Here is a 16196-nt window from a genome sequence, read left to right on the forward strand (position 1 = left end):
AATGCAAACCATAGGGTATGAGATTTGTCAGAGTGCAAGGAGAGTGTATCAGTATTTGGATAGTTTGTTTGCAGAATATGATGTTACCCCTGAGCAGTGGGTGATTATCAAGCAACTTCTCCAAGAGGAGGGAATCTCCCAAAAGGAGCTTTCTCTTGCAGTGCGAAAAGATCAAAACACAACTAAGGCTATCGTCGATAAGCTTACAAACAAGGGATATATCCATAGAGAGGGCAATCCTTTGGATAAACGAGCCTTTATCCTCACTCTCACACCCAAAGCTAGGGAAATCGCTCCAAAACTCTCCAAGCTTGATGAGGAGATGATAGAAGCTCTCAAAGAGGGATTGAGTGGAGAAGAGCTAGAGGTTTTATCCTCTACTCTCAAAAAGATTCAAAGAAATCTTAGTCTTGATTAGAGTTGATGATTTCTTTGAGTGAGATAGCAGGGTGGCGATAACGCTCTTTGCTTTTCTCTCCTTTGAGCGTGATTGAGTGGGTGGGGCAGTGGTGTGTGCAGGCAAGGCAGAAAATGCAATGGTCTTGATATAGGGGTTTAGGGGAAGAGGGGAGGATATTATCCACAGGGCAAACTTGGGTGCAGACATTGCAGTTGATACAAGAGTCTTCTATGTGGAATTGTTTGTGATAGGAGATGAAGTTAGAACACCAAAAATAAGTCATTTCTGAGAGCCATTGATAGAGTATATTGCTTTTGGGCTTGTAGTTTTTTCTCTCCTTTATGTCTTGCAGGATTTGCTCTAGCTTCTCTTTGGTCTTCTTTTGGGGGAGTTTTTTCCCTTGCTCTCTCATATCCCAAAATTTTAGATAATTATCTTGCATTGCAATTTTGTTGAGATAGTTGAGTGTGAGATTATTTTTTTGTGTGAGTTTGACATATTCATCTAATGCCCCCAAAGTTGAGCCACCACAAGTAAAAATAGTGAAAAAATAATCGCATTTGAGGGAAGCTTGAGAGAGAAAGAGTCGGATAAGGGTGGGGGTGGAGAAGTTGTGAGTGGGGGTGATGATGCCTATAATTTCATCGCTAAAGCTAAAGTTTTTTTCTTTTAAGAGTTTGGGGATAGAGTAGAGGGTGGAGTCGGGAAAGGATTTGGCGATATAGAGGCTATTGCCTGTGGCTGTGAAGTAAAAAATTGTCATAGTTTGTATCTTTGTTTGATTTGGGTGATGATTCTCTCAAATCCTGCGTTTTCCCTCTCAAAAAGTGAGGTTTGGAAATCCAAGTGGTGGCGGTTTTTGTGAGGGTTGAAAGAGCTTAGAATCTTTTGAGTGTGAGAGAGGACTTCTTGAGGGGTTTTGGTGTGAATCATCAAGCCATTTTCTATCAAATACATATCGTGGAAAAGCAAAAGGGAGCGAGTGGAGATTGTGGGGATTCCAAGATAGCAACTCTCTAAATTCATCGTTCCCCCTCCACCGATGAGTAAATCAATATAGGGATAAAACTCCCTAGGCTCTAGCTTCTCTTCTAAAATATAGACATTTTTACTTCCCAAAAATCTCTCTTTAAGCTCTAAGGAATCATATCTTGGCATTATCACGATATTTGCCTCAATGTTTTCAGAGAGCAAGGCAATACTCTCATAAATGATAGGGAGCTTTTCTTTGACATAGTGGGCTTTGTATTCTTCCTCACGCACCAAAATTGTGGGGAGAGAGAGATTGATATTGAGTTTTTTTCTGAAATCCTCTCCTGCTCTAAGGTTTTTTAGCCACAACGCCACATCGATAAACCCATAAGAGAGGATATTTTCTCTCTTCAGTCCCATTGCCTCATAGCACTCACTTGGCACGACAAAGGGGCGAAAGACAAGATCGCTTAGAGGGAGAGTGAGGCGAGAGAGGATAGTGATGAGATTAAGATCAAAGCTATGTCCTGCGATAGGTGTATCAGCGAAATTTACCACAGGGATTCCAAGCCCATAAGCACATTGCACCCCCTCCACACTTGCCCCTGTGATAAAAAGTCTAGGAATCTCTCCAAGATTTTCAAAAAGCTTGAGAAATCCTTCTTGCCTTTGCATTCTTGCTTGGAGTTTGCCTAGCTTTGTATTGCCTCCATAAGAGCCGATTTTATGAGCTTCTATGCCAAAGAGATTTAAGAGATTGTGGCACTCACTATACCCCTCTCCTGCCCTTGTGGTGATGAGAAGAGGGGAGAGTTTGGAGAGAGAGGGAATCATCTCTTTGAAAAACAGCACATATTTTGGATCGGTAATATCTAGCCAAATCATTATTTCTCTCCTAGCAAAGTTTGAATGATATTTAAGATTTTAGCTTGATTACTAGTTAGATTTAACTCCTCACTAGCGATATGGGAGTTTTGCTTGTAGGTTTGCACTTCTTCTAAGCTCAAAGAATTGATTGCTTCAATGATAGAGGAGGTGGAGAAGTCAGAGGAGCATTTGCCAAGCTTGTATCTCTCTATCAGTGGAGCAAGAGAGGGCAGAGGGGTGGTGAGGAGGGCAAGTCTGGCTTGAATGTATTCAAAAAATTTATTGGGTAGGGCGTGAGTGTTGTTGAAGCCATTGGGTTTGAGGGTGATAAGTCCGACATCAAATCTAGAGGTAAAAGGGATAATCTCCTCTAGCCTTACAGGGGGGAGTAAGGAGAGATTAGGAATGTTTTTTGCCTCATTTTTAAACTCTTGTAAGAATTGAGTGTGATTGCTTAAAACCATTAGATTCATCTCTATGCCACTTCTTAGATTTCTAGCAATCTCTAAAAGATTTTCACTCTCCCTATCTGAGCTGATTAGTCCGTGATAGATGAGTCTAATTGTGGTGTTTTGGCTAGGGGTGAGGGGATAGTAGGGAGGGAGGGAGAGAAAGAGGGTGCAGGGCAGAGAATAGACTTCTTGGTATTTTCTAGCAATCCCCTCACTCACCGTGAGTGCAAAATCCACCTTATGGAGGAAGTGAGAGCAAAGATATTCAAAAAACGCCCCAAAGCTCCTAAGCCAAGAAGAATCATTCTCATACTCCAAAGGATAAAACTCTCTTAAATCTATCATTATTTTGCATTTGGGATTTTTCTCTTTGTAAGCTAGGGCAAAGGGAAGCAAGGTAATATCCTCAACGATAAGCAAAGAGAGGGAAGGGGTGGAGAGGAGCTTGTCTTGAAGGATTTGTCTCTCTTTGGTGTAGAGGAGAAAATCAAAGTTTTTTTCCAAACACGCTTTTGCTATGGCGTTGTTTTCCTCTTCACTTCTTTGAGAAGAGCTTTTGGAGAGGGGAAAGCTCACAACTCTTTCACTCTCCTCAATCCCTCTGCCAAAGACAAAGAGAGGATAGTAATCTTTTAGCATTTCAATCATTCGAGCAGGGCGAGGCTTGAGGAATGGATTGCTGTCGCACAAAATGGCAATATTTTTCATTTCAACTCCCAAAATAAAAATAGATTTTAGATTATCGACAAAATGAAGTCAAGGGATAGAAAATCCACACAATCTTCCCAAAAATTTATTTTAGTTTTCTTATTTCTATAATTATGAGTATAATTCTCATTTTTATTTCTAATATCAAGGAGCAGAAAATGAAAAGATTTTTTAGATTTTTCATTATGGCTATTGTATTTTTAGGTGGAGTATCTTTGGCTAAAGAAATCATCATCAAAGATGTTTTAGGAAGAGAAGTTGTCTTAAAATCTCTCCCTCAACGCATAGTCTTAGGCTTTTACTATACAGACTATTTGGCTGTTGGAGGGATAAAGGCTTTGGATAAGGTAGTAGGGTTTTCAAAGGCTGTATGGACAGATTGGACTCCTGCAAGTTGGGAGCTTTACTCCAAAACTCTCCCAGAGCTTAAAAAAATCGCTGATGTAGGAGAAGTGGAAGTAGGGACTTTCAGTGTAGAGAAAGTCTTATCTCTCAAGCCTGATTTACTGCTTTTGGCTGATTGGCAATATCAAGTTTTAGAGCTTGATTTAGAGCCGATTGAGAAGGCAGGGATTCCTATCATAGTGATTGATTACAACAAAGAGCTTCCCTCTTTGCATATCCTAAGCACTCAGATTCTAGGACAAATCACAGGGCAAGAGAAAAGAGCAGAGGAGCTATGTGCGTTTTATAAAAACACTTTAGAGCAAATCCAAAGCACAATTACAAAAGCCAATCGAGCTAAGCCTAAAGTCTATGTAGAGTTTGGCAATAAGGGACCTAGTGAGAGTGGATTTACTTTTGGGAAAAATATGTGGGGACCATTGATTGAGTTGGCAATGGGAGAGAATATCGCCAAACCCTTTATAGAGCAGTGGGGACCGATGAATCCTGAACAGATCCTAGTTTCTAAACCTGATGTGATTTTTATTGCAGGGAGAGAGACTGAACTTGGTAAAAACAAAGAGGCAATGGTAATGGGGGTTGAAATCCCTAAAGATGAGGCAAAAAGACGCTTAGAGGCTTACAAAAAGCGACTAGGGTGGAGCTCACTCCCTGCAATCAAAAACAATGCCCTCTATGGTGTGTATCAAGGAGCTTCAAGGACTTTGGCAGATATTGCTATGGTGCAATTCTTCGCCCAAGCCCTCTATCCTGATTTGTTTGAGGGCATTGATGCACAAAAGACTTATATTGATTTTCACAAAAAATACCTACCCATTGTCCCTAGTGGAACTTTTGCAATCCGAGCAAGTGAAAAGTAGGGAAAGTGGGAAGTAGGGATAAATGAGTGTGAAAAGTATTTTACAAGCTCATCGTCAAAAGGAAAGAAAGAAGCTTTATATTATGCTTGGGGTAGGGATTTTGATGATGATTTCATTTTTGTTTGATATTTCCACTGGTCCTTCTATGCTTCCTTTGAGTGATGTGATAAATGTCATTGCCTCACATTTTGGCTCAAAGGCTAAGATTGATCCTTCAGTGGAGATTATTGTCAATGATTTAAGACTGCCTATTGCTTTAATGGCGTTGTTTGTAGGGAGTGCTTTGGGTGCTGGGGGTGCAGGGATTCAGACTTTGCTTAATAACCCTATGGCAAGTCCTTATACTCTTGGACTTGCAGCAGCTTCAGGGCTTGGAGCTTCGCTTGTGATAGCTTTTGGGACTTTTGGCTTACCTTTGCTTTTTGCTGTGCCTTTAGGGGCATTTGTAATGACAATGATTGCTTCTTTTATCCTTTTTGTCTTTGCCTCTTTTAGGAATTTTGGAAGCTCAATGCTTGTGCTTGTGGGGATTGCATTGCTTTTTTTGTTTCAAAGCATTCTCTCCCTTATCCAATACCTCTCTTCCCCTGAAGTCTCTCAGCAGATTCTTTTTTGGCTTTTTGGGAGTTTGCAAAAGTCAAATTGGGTGAATCTTTGTGTTGTAGGAGGGGTAACGCTAGTTTGCACAACTATTTTGCTCTCCCACTCTTGGCAACTCACAGCCCTAAAGCTTGGAGAAAGTAGGGCTTTGAGTATGGGGATCAACCTCTCAAGACTAAGGCTAAAAGTGCTTATCCTTATCTCAATTATGACAGCCACAGCTATAAGCTTTGTGGGAGTTATCGGATTTATTGGACTTGTTGCACCCCATATTGCAAGAATGGTGGTGGGAGAGGATCAGAGATTTTTCTTGCTAGGCTCGATGATTATTGGGGCGTGTTTTCTCTCAATCTCCTCAGTTCTCTCCAAAGTAATTGTAATGGGAGCGTTGTTTCCTGTGGGGATTGTTACCTCATTTGTGGGTGTGCCATTTTTCTTTTGGATTATCCTCTCAAGGAGGAAATTATGCTAAAGCTAGAGAACTTTTCTCTCAATCGTGGAGGGAATTGCATCGCTAGGGGGCTGAATTTGGAGTTTGCTGAGGGGAGGGTATATGGGATTTTGGGGAAAAATGGAGCAGGAAAGTCCTCACTTATCCGATCAATCTTTGGAGAGCTGAAGTTTTGTGGGGAAGTGAGTTTGGGGCAAGAGAGATTCTCTTATCAAAAGTCTTGGAAGAGAAGATTTGGCTATATGCCTCAAGATATTGGGATTGATGCGAATTTGAGTGCATTAGAAGTGGTATTGCTAGGAGATATTGAGGGGCTTGGAGTGAGGGTAAGTGATGAGTGCTTAAACAAGGCATTGGAGGTAATGGAGTATCTAGGAATTTCATCTTTGGCAAATCGTGATATTTCCTCACTTTCAGGAGGGCAGAGGCAAATGGTGTTTTTTGCTCAAGTATTGCTTAAGAGTCCTGAAGTCTTGCTCCTTGATGAGCCTGTAAGTGCATTGGATATGCATCATCAATGTATTTTGCTTGATTGTGTAAGGAAGCAAACAAAACAAGACAATCTCATTACCCTTATGGTGCTTCACGATCTTTCTTTGGCTTCAGAGTTTTGTGATGAGATTGTGTTTTTGCATGAGGGGAGTGTGTGGGCTAGAGGTTTGCCCTCTGAGATTTTGGAGTTTTCACTTTTGCAAGATATTTATAGAGTGAATGCAAAGATTTTTTATGATGAAGCAGGAATCCCTGCTGTGGTTGCTAAAGAAGCGATATTAAAGGAGTTAAGATGAAAAGATTGTTATTTGTGTTGTTGTGTGTTTTTGGGCTTGAGGGGAAGAATTATGAAGTAAAAATGCTTGATATTGATGAGAAGGGAGAAACTATGGTGTTTGATCCTGCATTTTTACATATTGAGGTGGGAGATAGTGTAACTTTTGTGCCAACTCACAAAAGCCACTATGTCCAAAGCAAAGTTATCCCTGAGGGTGCAAAGCATTTTCTGAGTGAGCTTGATGAGGAGGTAACCTATACCTTTGATACTGAAGGAATTTATATTTATGTTTGCCCTCCTCATCAAATGATGTCAATGGTGGGGATTATCCAAGTAGGCAAACCCACAAATCTAAAAAAAGTCAAAGAAGCTATCCCAAAACTTGAGAGAAGAGCAATGACAAATAAGGGGAGATTGAGTGAGTATGCTAAGCAAATCAAAGAGTAAAATCCATATCCTCACTTCAGCAAACTATCCTAAGGGAAATGAAGATTTGAGGGCATTATGTGGGGCTGTGAGAGAGCGTGGGGTGGAATGTGGATTTTTGCTATGGGGAGAGAGTGGGGTAAGAGAGGGGGATATGCTTTTGGCTTTGGGGGTGTGGGACTATGCAAAAGATTATAAGAAGTTTTTGACTTGGCTAGAGGAAATGCAAACTTTGGGGGCTAGGATATTTAATCCTCTCTTGACAATAAAAAACAATATCGACAAACGCTATCTTTTAGAGCTGGAGCAGAGAGGGATTCCTATCGTGCCTAGTGAGTTTGTAGAATCTAGAGATTTGGCAAAAAGGGATTTGGCAGGGAAAGTCATCAAGCCTCCTGTCGGACAGAGTGGTGTAGGGGTGGAGAGAGGAGAGAGAGTAGAGCTTTTGGCTTATCCTCTAGGAGCAATCGTGCAACCCTTTATCCCTAGCATTCAAGAGAGGGGAGAGGTGTGCTTGGTGTTTTTTGGTGGAGAGTTTAGATATAGCATTCTTAGAAAACCCAAAGAGTGGAGGGCAAACTCAAGCTATGGGGTGAGTGTGAGTGCAATTACCCCACAAAAAGAGTGGATAGAGCTAGGAGAGAGGGCTTTAGAGGGGGTAGAATATCTGTATGCAAGGGTGGATATTTTCATAGAGCCTCTGCTTGTAAGTGAAGTAGAGCTTATCGAACCTGCATTATATTTTTTTGCACATCAAGGGGCAATGCAAGAGTTTGTGGGGCGTTTGATTCAAAGATTTGTGCAAAAGTGTTGAGATTTGTAATCTTTTAGGGGGGGGGGGAAGAACATTTACTATTTGTAACTTTTTTAAACAGAAAGATAAAGAAAACCCTATACTTTTGCACCGATTCCCAAGATTTTTCTCTAAACTTCTAAACATTTTTAAAATTTAGGAGTTGATATGAAAAAGAAACTATTGAGTTTGGTAGTGGCGTCTTTGGTGTGTGGAAGTGTCACAGAAGCGAAGTTTTATCTAGGAGTTGAGGGAGGATACAATGGCAATCTCTCTACTTTTACTTATGAAGACAATGGACTTGCACCTTCAAGCTTCAAGCGAGAGATAAAAGAGAAAGGTGTAGTAGGAAATGTAGTTTTGGGGACAGAACATTTCTTTGGAAGTGGATATTTTGGATTGAGATGGGGTGTATTTGCAGGATATGGAAGTTCTTGGGGAGAATTTGAAGGAGAAAAAACACGCCTTGATACAATCTCTATGGGAGCAAATTTTGATATGTTTGCTAATTTTGTTGCCAAAGAAAATCTAATGAGCGGTTTTTTTGTGGGTGTAGAATATGCTTATACTCTTTTGCGCCCAAAAGATGAGCTGATTCTTGGAAAAACCTATACAACCAATGTGGGAACTTGGAGTCAGAGTGCAGATTATTATGTCAGCAATAAAACTGCCTCAAATACAGCAGTAGTGCGTGTGGGATTAAGCACAAAAGTTGCAGAGCATCATCGATTTGAGATTATGGCAAAAGTGCCTGTAATATTCTCAGAAAACACATCAAGCTTTAGTTTTACAAACGAGCTCAATGGACAGATTAAACAAAAAATAGATGATACTTTCAAATTCAATTACAAATACATTCAAGGGCTAGTTAGCTATAAATATGTATTTTAAGTAAAGTAAGGAGTAAATATGAAAAAGAAACTATTGAGTTTGGCAGTGGCGTCTTTGGTGTGTGGAAGTGTCGCGGAAGCAAGATTTTATGTGGGGGTTGAAGGTGGATATACAAGTGCATCGGGGATTTTAGATCCATTAAAGTTTGGCGAATCTAATAAAATCAACTTTAATACCATTCCGGCTTCAGAAATCAAAAATGCTTTTAAAAGTATGAAGAGAAATGTGCAAAATGGAGTGTTGGAAGTAGATCCTTATAAAGGATATAGCATTGGAGTAAATTTTGGTAGTGAGCATTTGTTTTTGCGTGATTATTTGGGTTTTCGCTGGGGAGCAAGTGTCGGATATTCCAATATGAGTGGAAAGTATATTTCAGTGGATAACTCTGGAGATATAGGGGCAAAAATTGAAGGAAAATATTCTTTTTTGGATACAGGATTAAGTCTGGATTTGATGACAAATTTTTATAGCAGTCAATCCTTTGCTATTGGTATTTTTGGTGGAGCAGAGCTAGATTATCATTATATGCTTACAGGAAAATATGAACACAAAATATGGGATGAAGAAGGTGATATGAAAAATCAAGTTCCCTCTCGTCATTCGCTTGATTTGTCTGGGCGTGTGGGAATTACAACGCTTATCGCTTCTCATCACAGAATCGATTTAACTGCTAAACTTCCTATTGGAAGCATTACAGCAGGAAAGGCTTCAAATATCAAACTTGGAGAACCTCTTGTACGAATAACTTTTAGTGCAGGATATAAATTTGTGTTCTAGTTTGAGTTTGGGGGTGGCTAGAAAATGTGCTTATAATTGATTATCAAGCTCTCCCAAAGTCAAGAAAAAGACAAGAAAACTCCCACTAAGATTCCAATTTGTAACATAGCATTAAGAAATGAGATTTATTATCATTCCTTATAGATCAATCTTGAGGAGAGAGAAGTGTATTTTGTTTTGCTGTGTATTCATTTATTGAGTGCAGTGTGTTTTGTGGGGTATGTCTTTTTTGATGCGTGTATTTATCCATTGGCTTATAAAAGTGTGGATAGGCAAGAGTGTGATGAGGTGAAAAGAGCTTATAGCAAAGGGGGTGCGATGATTTTTGGACTCCTTTTTGGGGTATTGCTTTTTAGTGGTGTGGCATTGCTTTCTTATTATGATATTGCAAGTGTGTTTTCTCTTGGCAGTGCATTTTCACTCTTTTTTGTCATCAAAATGGCTTTGCTTCTTTTGATGTTTGCCCTTACGGCTTATTCGGTGTTTGTGGTGTATGCCCTCAAAAGAGCCGATCCATTCAAGAAAAAATCCCACCTTATCGCCCTAGTGCTTTGTGTGGGTATCATCATCTGTGCTAAGGCAATGCAAAGCTTTTCATTCTAAAATATAGCTATATCCACTTTGAGGCAAGATAATGATGCTAAGCTCTTGAGAGGCTTTTTTGAGTGTGATTGTGAGGGGTTGGGTGAGGGGTGTGGGCTCTTTGCCACAATAGGGCTTACCCAACTCATCAAAATACACTCTCCCTCCACCCCTCTCTAGGCACTTTGCCTCTCCACTTAAGCTCATCTCTTCAATCCCATACTTTTCTTTAAGTCTGACATTGGGGTGGGTGTTGTTTTTGCAATAGTCAGATACATTGGTGTTGTTGTATCCGCTTAGACATTGATTGTTTGTAGGCTCCAATGCGATAAAATCCCCACTCATCGGTCGCCCATCGTAGTTTGTGGTAGGGGAGATTCTAGGGGTGTCGTGATAAATGCTATAACTATTTTGTGTGTAAGTGCCTGTGGTGTGGAACTGAATCTGCCACATATTTTTCTGTGGAGAGCTAAGAAGCAAACTCTCATCTATGGAGGGAGAGAGGGATTTGGTTGTGGTGGTGGAAGTGGGATTGAGAAAATGGCGACTATCTTGGAGAGCTAGGTTTTGGGTGTATTTGATGTGATAGAGGAGGTTTTGGGTGGCGTGGTGGAGGGAGTAGTCGTGAGGATTGAGAGATAGAAGTGCAATCAGGCTTAGGATAAAGCAAGTAATCAGTAGTTCTAATAAACTTAAGGCTTCTCTCATAAGAGAGATTATGCCTTATTTGTGAGGGAATTTATGAGGATTATTGCCCATTGCAAATCTCACTTCTCCCCTCTCATCTATATCATAAGCCCCTCCAAAGCCCTTGACATATCGCCCTTCTTTGAAGTGCAATTCAATAAGATGAAAGTCCTGCATTCCTTTGATTGTGTTAAGCCCTCCTGCGTGGGGGTGGCTTAGCTCAAAGCTAGAGAAGATTTTTTCAAACTCACTATCTTTCTCTCTAAACTCTGCCCTTGCTTTGTATCTCAAACGCTTTCTAGCAATCACAGATTTTGCTTTGCATTCATCTTCCAAAAATAGCACCTCAATTTTCTCAGGATTGGCTTTGATAGAGTGATAATGCTCTGCCACTTCGCTGATATAGATAAAAAATCTCCCCTCATATCTAAGAAGTGGGGCATAAGAGGCGATTGCTTGTCCTTCTTGATCCACACTTGCAATCATCACAGAGCCAAAGCTTTCTCTAAAGGATAAAATTTCAGACTTTATTTTATCTTCTTCTATATCTTTCTCCACAGATTGGCAGAGTTCTATGATTGCTTCTTTGAGTTGAGGGATTGTAACTTCTTGAGGGAAATCCACTCGGATTATTTTCTCATCACAGAGGATATCTAGCCCCTTTGTATCGACATTATCCAAAGTGATTTTTTTGATCTCTTTGATTGCTCCAAACCTCTTGGCTAGGGCGATAAGTTCTTTTTGATGATGCTCATTCATATGAGAGATAATTTTTTCAATCATTTTTTACTCCTTTTTTTGATTTTACTCTTTCTTAGTCAAAAGAGAGGGGAATTATAGACAAAAAACATATATTTTGATAATCATTCTTATTTTTATAAATGATTTTATGATTATAATCCACAAAATTTTATTGAAGGATTTTTGAAATGAGAAAATTAGCAAGTGTATGTCTATCTTTTATCTCTTTGGGAGGAGTGGAAACCATAGAGATGCAGACAATCAATGTCAATGCCACTCAATACAAACTTGATGAGCTTAATCGCAACGCTTATTACACCAATCAAGAAATGATAGAGAACAAAGGGTATAGCACATTAGAGCAAGTGATGACTTATATGCCTTTTGTTACCTTTAGCAATAGTGGATTGGGACAAAATATTGACTTAAGAGGGCAGGGTGCAAGTGCCAATGTCAATACTCAAGTTTTGCTTAATGGTATAGGGCTGAATATGCTTGATTCCTCTCATGGTGTCGCACCTCTGAACTCTTTGGGAGTGGCAGAGATTGAGAGCATTGAGATTTTGGCAGGGGGAGGGGCTGTAATGTATGGGAATGGCACAAGAGGAGGGGTGGTGAATATCACGACAAAGAAGCGTTATGAGAGTTTGAGTGCAGAGATTGGAGGAGGGTATGCTTATAGTAATGGAAGCGAGGCAAAACTCAATGCCAAAATTGGAGGAAAGCTCTATGATGAGGGAAGCTCAAAACTCTATGGCAGTGCAAATGGAAGATATGATTTCTCACAAGGCTATCGCAATGGGGATTACTCTCATCTCTACAATCTTGGAGCAAATCTCACTTATGATTTTCTCTCCAATCACTCTCTAAGCCTTGATTTGGGGTATTTTAGAGGAGTGGAGGATACTACACCCTATCTTAGGTTTAGCCAAATCTCCTCTCCTAGCAAAAGTGATAGAGATAAAGCAGGAAATGGAGCAATCACAACCTTGCAAGATAGAGTAAGCACTGCTTTAATCTATGACTACAAACCTAGCACCTCTCATCATCTAAACCTCAAACTCTCTTATCATTACTACAATTCAATCTATGATAAAAACTTGCAAATAATGGATTACAACTACAATGGCTTAACCCTTGATAACACTTCAATTGACCAAAAAGGAAGCTATTTTCAAGATCAAAAGATTGCCTTTCAGACTCGCTATGACTTCAATCACACCAATGGGAAGTTCATTGTAGGGTTTGATAGCATTTATAATCTTGGGGTAAGGAATTTGGATATGGAGATTGATTGGAGTGGGAGTGTGGCAATGGGGGGCATTCCTGTTACAAGTTATTTTCACGCATTGGATTCTTATGTCAAAGCCCAAAAGTGGAGCAATGCTTTGTATGCCATAGAAAAATATGACTTCACTCAAAACTTCTCCCTCACAGGTGGAGCAAGATATGAAGTGGCGTGGTATGGGGGCTATCGCACTTTGAGTAATGATATGCTGATTTCTATGTCTTCGCCCATACCCTCTGTGCCTATCATCTATCAAAAATACAAAAATATCTCTGATTTACGCCACAACTACGCTCTAGAGCTAACCCCAAAATACAGCTTTGAGAATGCAGACTTTTATTTCAAATACGAAAGAGGTTTTCGCTCTCCCAATCCTGACAATCTCACAAGTAGAGGAAGTGGCTCAAAAAGTGAATATATGGATACCAATGTCAAATCTGAAACCTATGATACATTTGAGTTAGGCAGTAGTGCCTTTCTTGGAGAACATACCACGCTTTGGGTTGCACTCTTTTATACTCTTACACATAACGAGATTTACACTCTTGGAAGCCCTCACAATATCAGTGGGTTTGAGATAGGCAATTATGATTTCACACAAAGGGCAGGGGTGGAGATCGCAAGTGAGCAGAGTTTTTTAGATGAGAAGCTCAAGTTTTCTGAGAGTTTTAGCTATGTAGATGCAAGGATTTTGGAGAGTGGGGTGAGTGGGGTAGCCAATAATACTCCAATCCCCTATGTAAGCAATTTCAAGCTTACATTAAGTGGGAGCTATGAGTTTTATGAAGGGTTAAGCCTTTGGATTCAAAGCTCTTTTATTGGAGAGCAAAAAGATACAGCTCAAAACACAATTCCAGCCTACAATCTCACAAATATCGGAATGGATTATAAGCATAAGGGCTTGACTTTGAGCTTTGGGGTGAGAAATGTAGCAGATAGCCTTTATTATGAGTTTTACAACAAAGACAGCAGAGATGAGATTACAGGATATGCCTTTTTGATTGGAGAGGGGAGGAGCTATTTTATTGAGGCGAAGTATAAGTTTTGAGTGCGTATTCTCTGACTTTCACTCCCAAATATTGCACTTTGATTTCCCCTCCATTTTGGGGAATGAGCTGAAGTGAGGGGGAGTTTTTTATCCCATAAAATCTTAGTTGTTCTTGAAGTCTTGGGCTAGTTTGGAGGGCATAAATATCTCTAGCCTTCAATTCTTTGGCAATCTCTTTGGCATAATAGACATTGTCTAAAAAGTGGTGTTTGTCAAACAAAAAAATGATTTTATTCCCTGCAAGGAAAAAGAATTCAAACAAAAGTGGCAAAAGCAAGATATAAAATCTTCGGACATAAGAGCGTCTAAAATCTTTAAGTCTTATCCTTAGATCGTGCATAAAGACTTTGATCATCACAGGCAATCCCACAGCACTTAGAGGCAAAAAGGTATGCAAATCAATCTCTTGACGCAAAGAAAGCAAGAGAGTAAAGAGAATCGAGGTTGCTCCAATATAGAGGATAAGGGTATGCTCTTTTTTGCTGATACGATGATAGAGAGTATAGACATAATACACAAATAGCACAGGAGAGTAAAGCAAGGCCAAAAGTCCAATAGTATCAAGGAAATGTCCGCTTGGAATCCCATTGATTTGGGGATTGAAAAAATACATATTGATTCCAAAACACACTAGGGAAAAAATCAAAGTGTGATTGTGTTTGTGTCTAAAGGCATAGAGCAAAAGGGCTAGGAAAATAATGCTAAAGCTATAATCTAGGAAACTTGCAAGAAAGCAGAGTGGGAAAAATATGGCATTAAATCTTTTGATATGCAAATAGCAAAGCAAGAGGGCCAAAAAGAGGACAAAAACGCTTTTGGATACCAAAATCGCAATGACATTAATCCCAGGGAGCAAGGCAAAAATCCCCACACACAGCAAACTATCAATGGGTTTTTTAAGATAGTGATTGCAGATCCCAAAGACAAAGCAGAGATTTGCTAGGTGTGCAAGTAAAAAAGGCAATCGCAATGCAATGTCGTTTTGTCCAAACCATTGAGTGCTGATATGAGCGATAAATCCTGCAAAATTATCTTGAGAAAAAAAAGACAACGCCTCTCTGTAACTGATACTAATCTCTGAACTCATCAAAAGCAAAAAGAAGCAATCAAGCAACAAGATTGCAAAAAAGCAAATCCATATAGTGCTTTTTTTAGTTTTCATATTTTTCTCTCTCAATCTTAATGCAACGATTTTGAATAAAGCTGATATGGTGAGCTTTGGCAAGTTTTTTACTTGCTTTGTTTTTGATTCCAAGCTGTAACCAAATGGCTTTGACTTTGAGATATTTTACAATCTCTTGGGTTACACTCAAGCATTTATCACTTGCTCTAAAGATGACAACCATATCTATTTTTTGATTGCTTAACTCCTCGATACTTCTATACACCTTCTCTCCCAAAATCTCCTCTTCTTTGGGATAGATTGGGAAGATTTTGTATCCCATTTTTTGCAAATAAGAAGCCACTTGATAACTCTCTTTACTAGGGTTGGGGGAGAGTCCAAAGATTGCAATATTTTCACACTCAAAAAGAAGCTTTTTGATTTTTTTCCCTCTTTTAAGCTCTCTAAAATCTTTGATAAATACAGGTAGGGCAATCAAAAGTCCAGAAACGATAATCAATGCGATACCTAGAGAGGTTTGAGTATCAGGCAAGGAATCCCCAAGCCAGATTCCAAAAAGAAGACTAAAAATAATTTTTGCATAATCAATGGGAGAGATGATTCCTGCAGGTGCAAGCATAAATGCTCTAGTCATAAAATACTGCCCCAAGGTTCCAAAAATCCCCATAAGAGCGATATATAACCATAAATCTTTTGAAATGGGTTCCCACGCAAAAACCTCTAAGGGCATAAAGATTCCAATCCCCAAACACACTAGACTAATCAGCACTGAGATAAATCCAAAGGCCAAAATAATCATTCTCTCCTCAAAATAAGCCTTGCAACTTCTCACGCTCACAAGTGCGATTGCTGAACCCATACCACTCAAAATCCCCACAATAACATTATGCAAAGGGATATTTGAGCTAGGATCACTGATGAGAACAATCCCAAAAAATCCTAAAATTGTGGCGATAAAAACGATGGGGTGCAAAGATTCTTTGAGGAAAAAATAGGCAAAAAACACAGCATAAAGTGGCACGGTTTGAGCAAATGTGGAGGCGATTCCTAGAGGGATTGTGGCGATATTATAGAAGGTGAGAAGCACACTAATCCCTCCTGCAAAAGCCCTAAGGGATAAAAGTCCATAGCCTCCTTTTTTCTCACTTCTTTTAAGTGGAGTGAAGAGAAAAAGCGAGAGGATAAACACGCACATCAAAATTGAGCGAAAGAGCATTGACTGGGTAGCAGAAATATCACTTGAGAGAATCTTAATACACGCATTCATCAGTGAGAAAAACAGCGTTGCTAAAAGCATCGAGAGAATGCCTAAGGAGTTTCTATCATTCATTTTTTACTCTGTAAAATTTTTGCGGG

At 39.6% G+C, this 16196-nt stretch carries 17 protein-coding genes; 10 read left to right on the plus strand and 7 right to left on the minus strand.

Features of this window, described 5'->3' with window-relative positions; all coding sequences use genetic code 11:
* The first annotated feature begins 1 nt into the window (after position 1).
* Positions 2 to 418, plus strand: a complete 417-nt coding sequence (locus CQA58_RS02440; protein WP_115569137.1) for a MarR family winged helix-turn-helix transcriptional regulator — start codon at positions 2 to 4, stop codon at positions 416 to 418.
* Here the strand turns inward: CQA58_RS02440 and CQA58_RS02445 are convergent.
* The 3 genes from CQA58_RS02445 to CQA58_RS02455 are packed head-to-tail and all read right to left on the minus strand — an operon-like array spanning position 405 to position 3399.
* Positions 405 to 1163 carry an EFR1 family ferrodoxin gene (locus CQA58_RS02445; RefSeq protein ID WP_115569138.1) on the minus strand — a complete coding sequence of 253 codons (759 nt, stop codon included), beginning with the start codon at positions 1161 to 1163 and terminating at the stop codon, positions 405 to 407. The two genes, CQA58_RS02440 and CQA58_RS02445, sit on opposite strands and share 14 nt — an antisense overlap.
* Complete coding sequence (locus CQA58_RS02450; RefSeq protein WP_115569139.1) at positions 1160 to 2257, minus strand: DUF354 domain-containing protein; 1098 nt, start codon at positions 2255 to 2257, stop codon at positions 1160 to 1162. Before CQA58_RS02450 ends, CQA58_RS02445 begins: the two co-directional genes overlap by 4 nt.
* Positions 2257 to 3399: a glycosyltransferase family protein gene (locus CQA58_RS02455; protein WP_115569140.1), complete on the minus strand. Its 1143-nt coding sequence runs from the start codon at positions 3397 to 3399 to the stop codon at positions 2257 to 2259. Before CQA58_RS02455 ends, CQA58_RS02450 begins: the two co-directional genes overlap by 1 nt.
* A 158-nt stretch (positions 3400 to 3557) precedes the next feature.
* Here CQA58_RS02455 and CQA58_RS02460 point away from each other — a divergent pair, with 158 nt between their 5' ends.
* The 8 genes from CQA58_RS02460 to CQA58_RS02495 all read left to right on the plus strand — a co-directional run bounded on the left by CQA58_RS02460 (position 3558) and on the right by CQA58_RS02495 (position 9974).
* Positions 3558 to 4664 carry an ABC transporter substrate-binding protein gene (locus CQA58_RS02460; protein WP_115569141.1) on the plus strand — a complete coding sequence of 369 codons (1107 nt, stop codon included), beginning with the start codon at positions 3558 to 3560 and terminating at the stop codon, positions 4662 to 4664.
* A 22-nt stretch (positions 4665 to 4686) separates the two neighbouring features.
* On the plus strand, positions 4687 to 5736 hold the full coding sequence (locus tag CQA58_RS02465) for a FecCD family ABC transporter permease (protein WP_115569142.1): 1050 nt from the start codon (positions 4687 to 4689) through the stop codon (positions 5734 to 5736).
* Positions 5730 to 6503: an ABC transporter ATP-binding protein gene (locus CQA58_RS02470; RefSeq protein WP_115569143.1), complete on the plus strand. Its 774-nt coding sequence runs from the start codon at positions 5730 to 5732 to the stop codon at positions 6501 to 6503. Before CQA58_RS02465 ends, CQA58_RS02470 begins: the two co-directional genes overlap by 7 nt.
* On the plus strand, positions 6500 to 6931 hold the full coding sequence (locus CQA58_RS02475) for a plastocyanin/azurin family copper-binding protein (protein ID WP_115569144.1): 432 nt from the start codon (positions 6500 to 6502) through the stop codon (positions 6929 to 6931). The genes CQA58_RS02470 and CQA58_RS02475 overlap by 4 nt, the downstream gene beginning before the upstream one ends.
* On the plus strand, positions 6909 to 7724 hold the full coding sequence (locus tag CQA58_RS02480) for an ATP-grasp domain-containing protein (RefSeq protein ID WP_147288596.1): 816 nt from the start codon (positions 6909 to 6911) through the stop codon (positions 7722 to 7724). Before CQA58_RS02475 ends, CQA58_RS02480 begins: the two co-directional genes overlap by 23 nt.
* Positions 7725 to 7871: 147 nt before the next feature.
* A complete protein-coding gene (locus tag CQA58_RS02485) occupies positions 7872 to 8594 on the plus strand; it encodes an outer membrane beta-barrel protein (RefSeq protein WP_115569146.1) in 723 nt (240 codons plus the stop codon).
* 18 nt (positions 8595 to 8612) lie between these two features.
* Complete coding sequence (locus CQA58_RS02490) at positions 8613 to 9371, plus strand: outer membrane beta-barrel protein (protein ID WP_115569147.1); 759 nt, start codon at positions 8613 to 8615, stop codon at positions 9369 to 9371.
* Positions 9372 to 9536: 165 nt separating this feature from the next.
* Positions 9537 to 9974, plus strand: a complete 438-nt coding sequence (locus CQA58_RS02495; RefSeq protein WP_115569148.1) for a trehalose-6-phosphate synthase — start codon at positions 9537 to 9539, stop codon at positions 9972 to 9974.
* On the opposite strand, the gene CQA58_RS02500 is transcribed toward CQA58_RS02495, so the two are convergent.
* Together CQA58_RS02500 and CQA58_RS02505 are read right to left on the minus strand one after the other, a co-directional pair.
* Entirely contained in the window at positions 9966 to 10661 is a 696-nt protein-coding gene (locus CQA58_RS02500) for a hypothetical protein (RefSeq protein ID WP_115569149.1), read from the minus strand. The two genes, CQA58_RS02495 and CQA58_RS02500, sit on opposite strands and share 9 nt — an antisense overlap.
* Before the next feature lie 15 nt (positions 10662 to 10676).
* Positions 10677 to 11423 carry a HugZ family heme oxygenase gene (locus CQA58_RS02505; RefSeq protein WP_115569150.1) on the minus strand — a complete coding sequence of 249 codons (747 nt, stop codon included), beginning with the start codon at positions 11421 to 11423 and terminating at the stop codon, positions 10677 to 10679.
* A gap of 146 nt (positions 11424 to 11569) precedes the next feature.
* On the opposite strand from CQA58_RS02505, the gene CQA58_RS02510 reads away from it, so the two are divergent.
* Positions 11570 to 13717: a TonB-dependent receptor gene (locus tag CQA58_RS02510; protein WP_115569151.1), complete on the plus strand. Its 2148-nt coding sequence runs from the start codon at positions 11570 to 11572 to the stop codon at positions 13715 to 13717.
* Here the strand turns inward: CQA58_RS02510 and CQA58_RS02515 are convergent.
* Positions 13692 to 14879 (minus strand): hypothetical protein, encoded by a 1188-nt coding sequence (locus CQA58_RS02515; RefSeq protein ID WP_115569152.1) that lies wholly within the window; start codon positions 14877 to 14879, stop codon positions 13692 to 13694. The genes CQA58_RS02510 and CQA58_RS02515 overlap by 26 nt on opposite strands.
* Entirely contained in the window at positions 14869 to 16170 is a 1302-nt protein-coding gene (locus tag CQA58_RS02520; RefSeq protein WP_115569153.1) for a CoA-binding protein, read from the minus strand. The genes CQA58_RS02515 and CQA58_RS02520 overlap by 11 nt, the downstream gene beginning before the upstream one ends.
* Positions 16171 to 16196 lie beyond the last annotated feature (26 nt).

Source organism: Helicobacter brantae (genome assembly GCF_003364205.1).
Taxonomy (GTDB): Bacteria; Campylobacterota; Campylobacteria; order Campylobacterales; family Helicobacteraceae; genus Helicobacter_G; species Helicobacter_G brantae.

Bases quoted from the DNA above. Each gene is read 5' to 3' on its own strand.
- CQA58_RS02440 (WP_115569137.1), top strand. From the start codon at position 2: ATGCAAACCATAGGGTATGAGATTTGTCAGAGTGCAAGGAGAGTGTAT.
- CQA58_RS02445 (WP_115569138.1), bottom strand. From the start codon at position 1,163: ATGACAATTTTTTACTTCACAGCCACAGGCAATAGCCTCTATATCGCC.
- CQA58_RS02450 (WP_115569139.1), bottom strand. From the start codon at position 2,257: ATGATTTGGCTAGATATTACCGATCCAAAATATGTGCTGTTTTTCAAA.
- CQA58_RS02455 (WP_115569140.1), bottom strand. From the start codon at position 3,399: ATGAAAAATATTGCCATTTTGTGCGACAGCAATCCATTCCTCAAGCCT.
- CQA58_RS02460 (WP_115569141.1), top strand. From the start codon at position 3,558: ATGAAAAGATTTTTTAGATTTTTCATTATGGCTATTGTATTTTTAGGT.
- CQA58_RS02465 (WP_115569142.1), top strand. From the start codon at position 4,687: ATGAGTGTGAAAAGTATTTTACAAGCTCATCGTCAAAAGGAAAGAAAG.
- CQA58_RS02470 (WP_115569143.1), top strand. From the start codon at position 5,730: ATGCTAAAGCTAGAGAACTTTTCTCTCAATCGTGGAGGGAATTGCATC.
- CQA58_RS02475 (WP_115569144.1), top strand. From the start codon at position 6,500: ATGAAAAGATTGTTATTTGTGTTGTTGTGTGTTTTTGGGCTTGAGGGG.
- CQA58_RS02480 (WP_147288596.1), top strand. From the start codon at position 6,909: ATGCTAAGCAAATCAAAGAGTAAAATCCATATCCTCACTTCAGCAAAC.
- CQA58_RS02485 (WP_115569146.1), top strand. From the start codon at position 7,872: ATGAAAAAGAAACTATTGAGTTTGGTAGTGGCGTCTTTGGTGTGTGGA.
- CQA58_RS02490 (WP_115569147.1), top strand. From the start codon at position 8,613: ATGAAAAAGAAACTATTGAGTTTGGCAGTGGCGTCTTTGGTGTGTGGA.
- CQA58_RS02500 (WP_115569149.1), bottom strand. From the start codon at position 10,661: ATGAGAGAAGCCTTAAGTTTATTAGAACTACTGATTACTTGCTTTATC.
- CQA58_RS02505 (WP_115569150.1), bottom strand. From the start codon at position 11,423: ATGATTGAAAAAATTATCTCTCATATGAATGAGCATCATCAAAAAGAA.
- CQA58_RS02510 (WP_115569151.1), top strand. From the start codon at position 11,570: ATGAGAAAATTAGCAAGTGTATGTCTATCTTTTATCTCTTTGGGAGGA.
- CQA58_RS02515 (WP_115569152.1), bottom strand. From the start codon at position 14,879: ATGAAAACTAAAAAAAGCACTATATGGATTTGCTTTTTTGCAATCTTG.
- CQA58_RS02520 (WP_115569153.1), bottom strand. From the start codon at position 16,170: ATGAATGATAGAAACTCCTTAGGCATTCTCTCGATGCTTTTAGCAACG.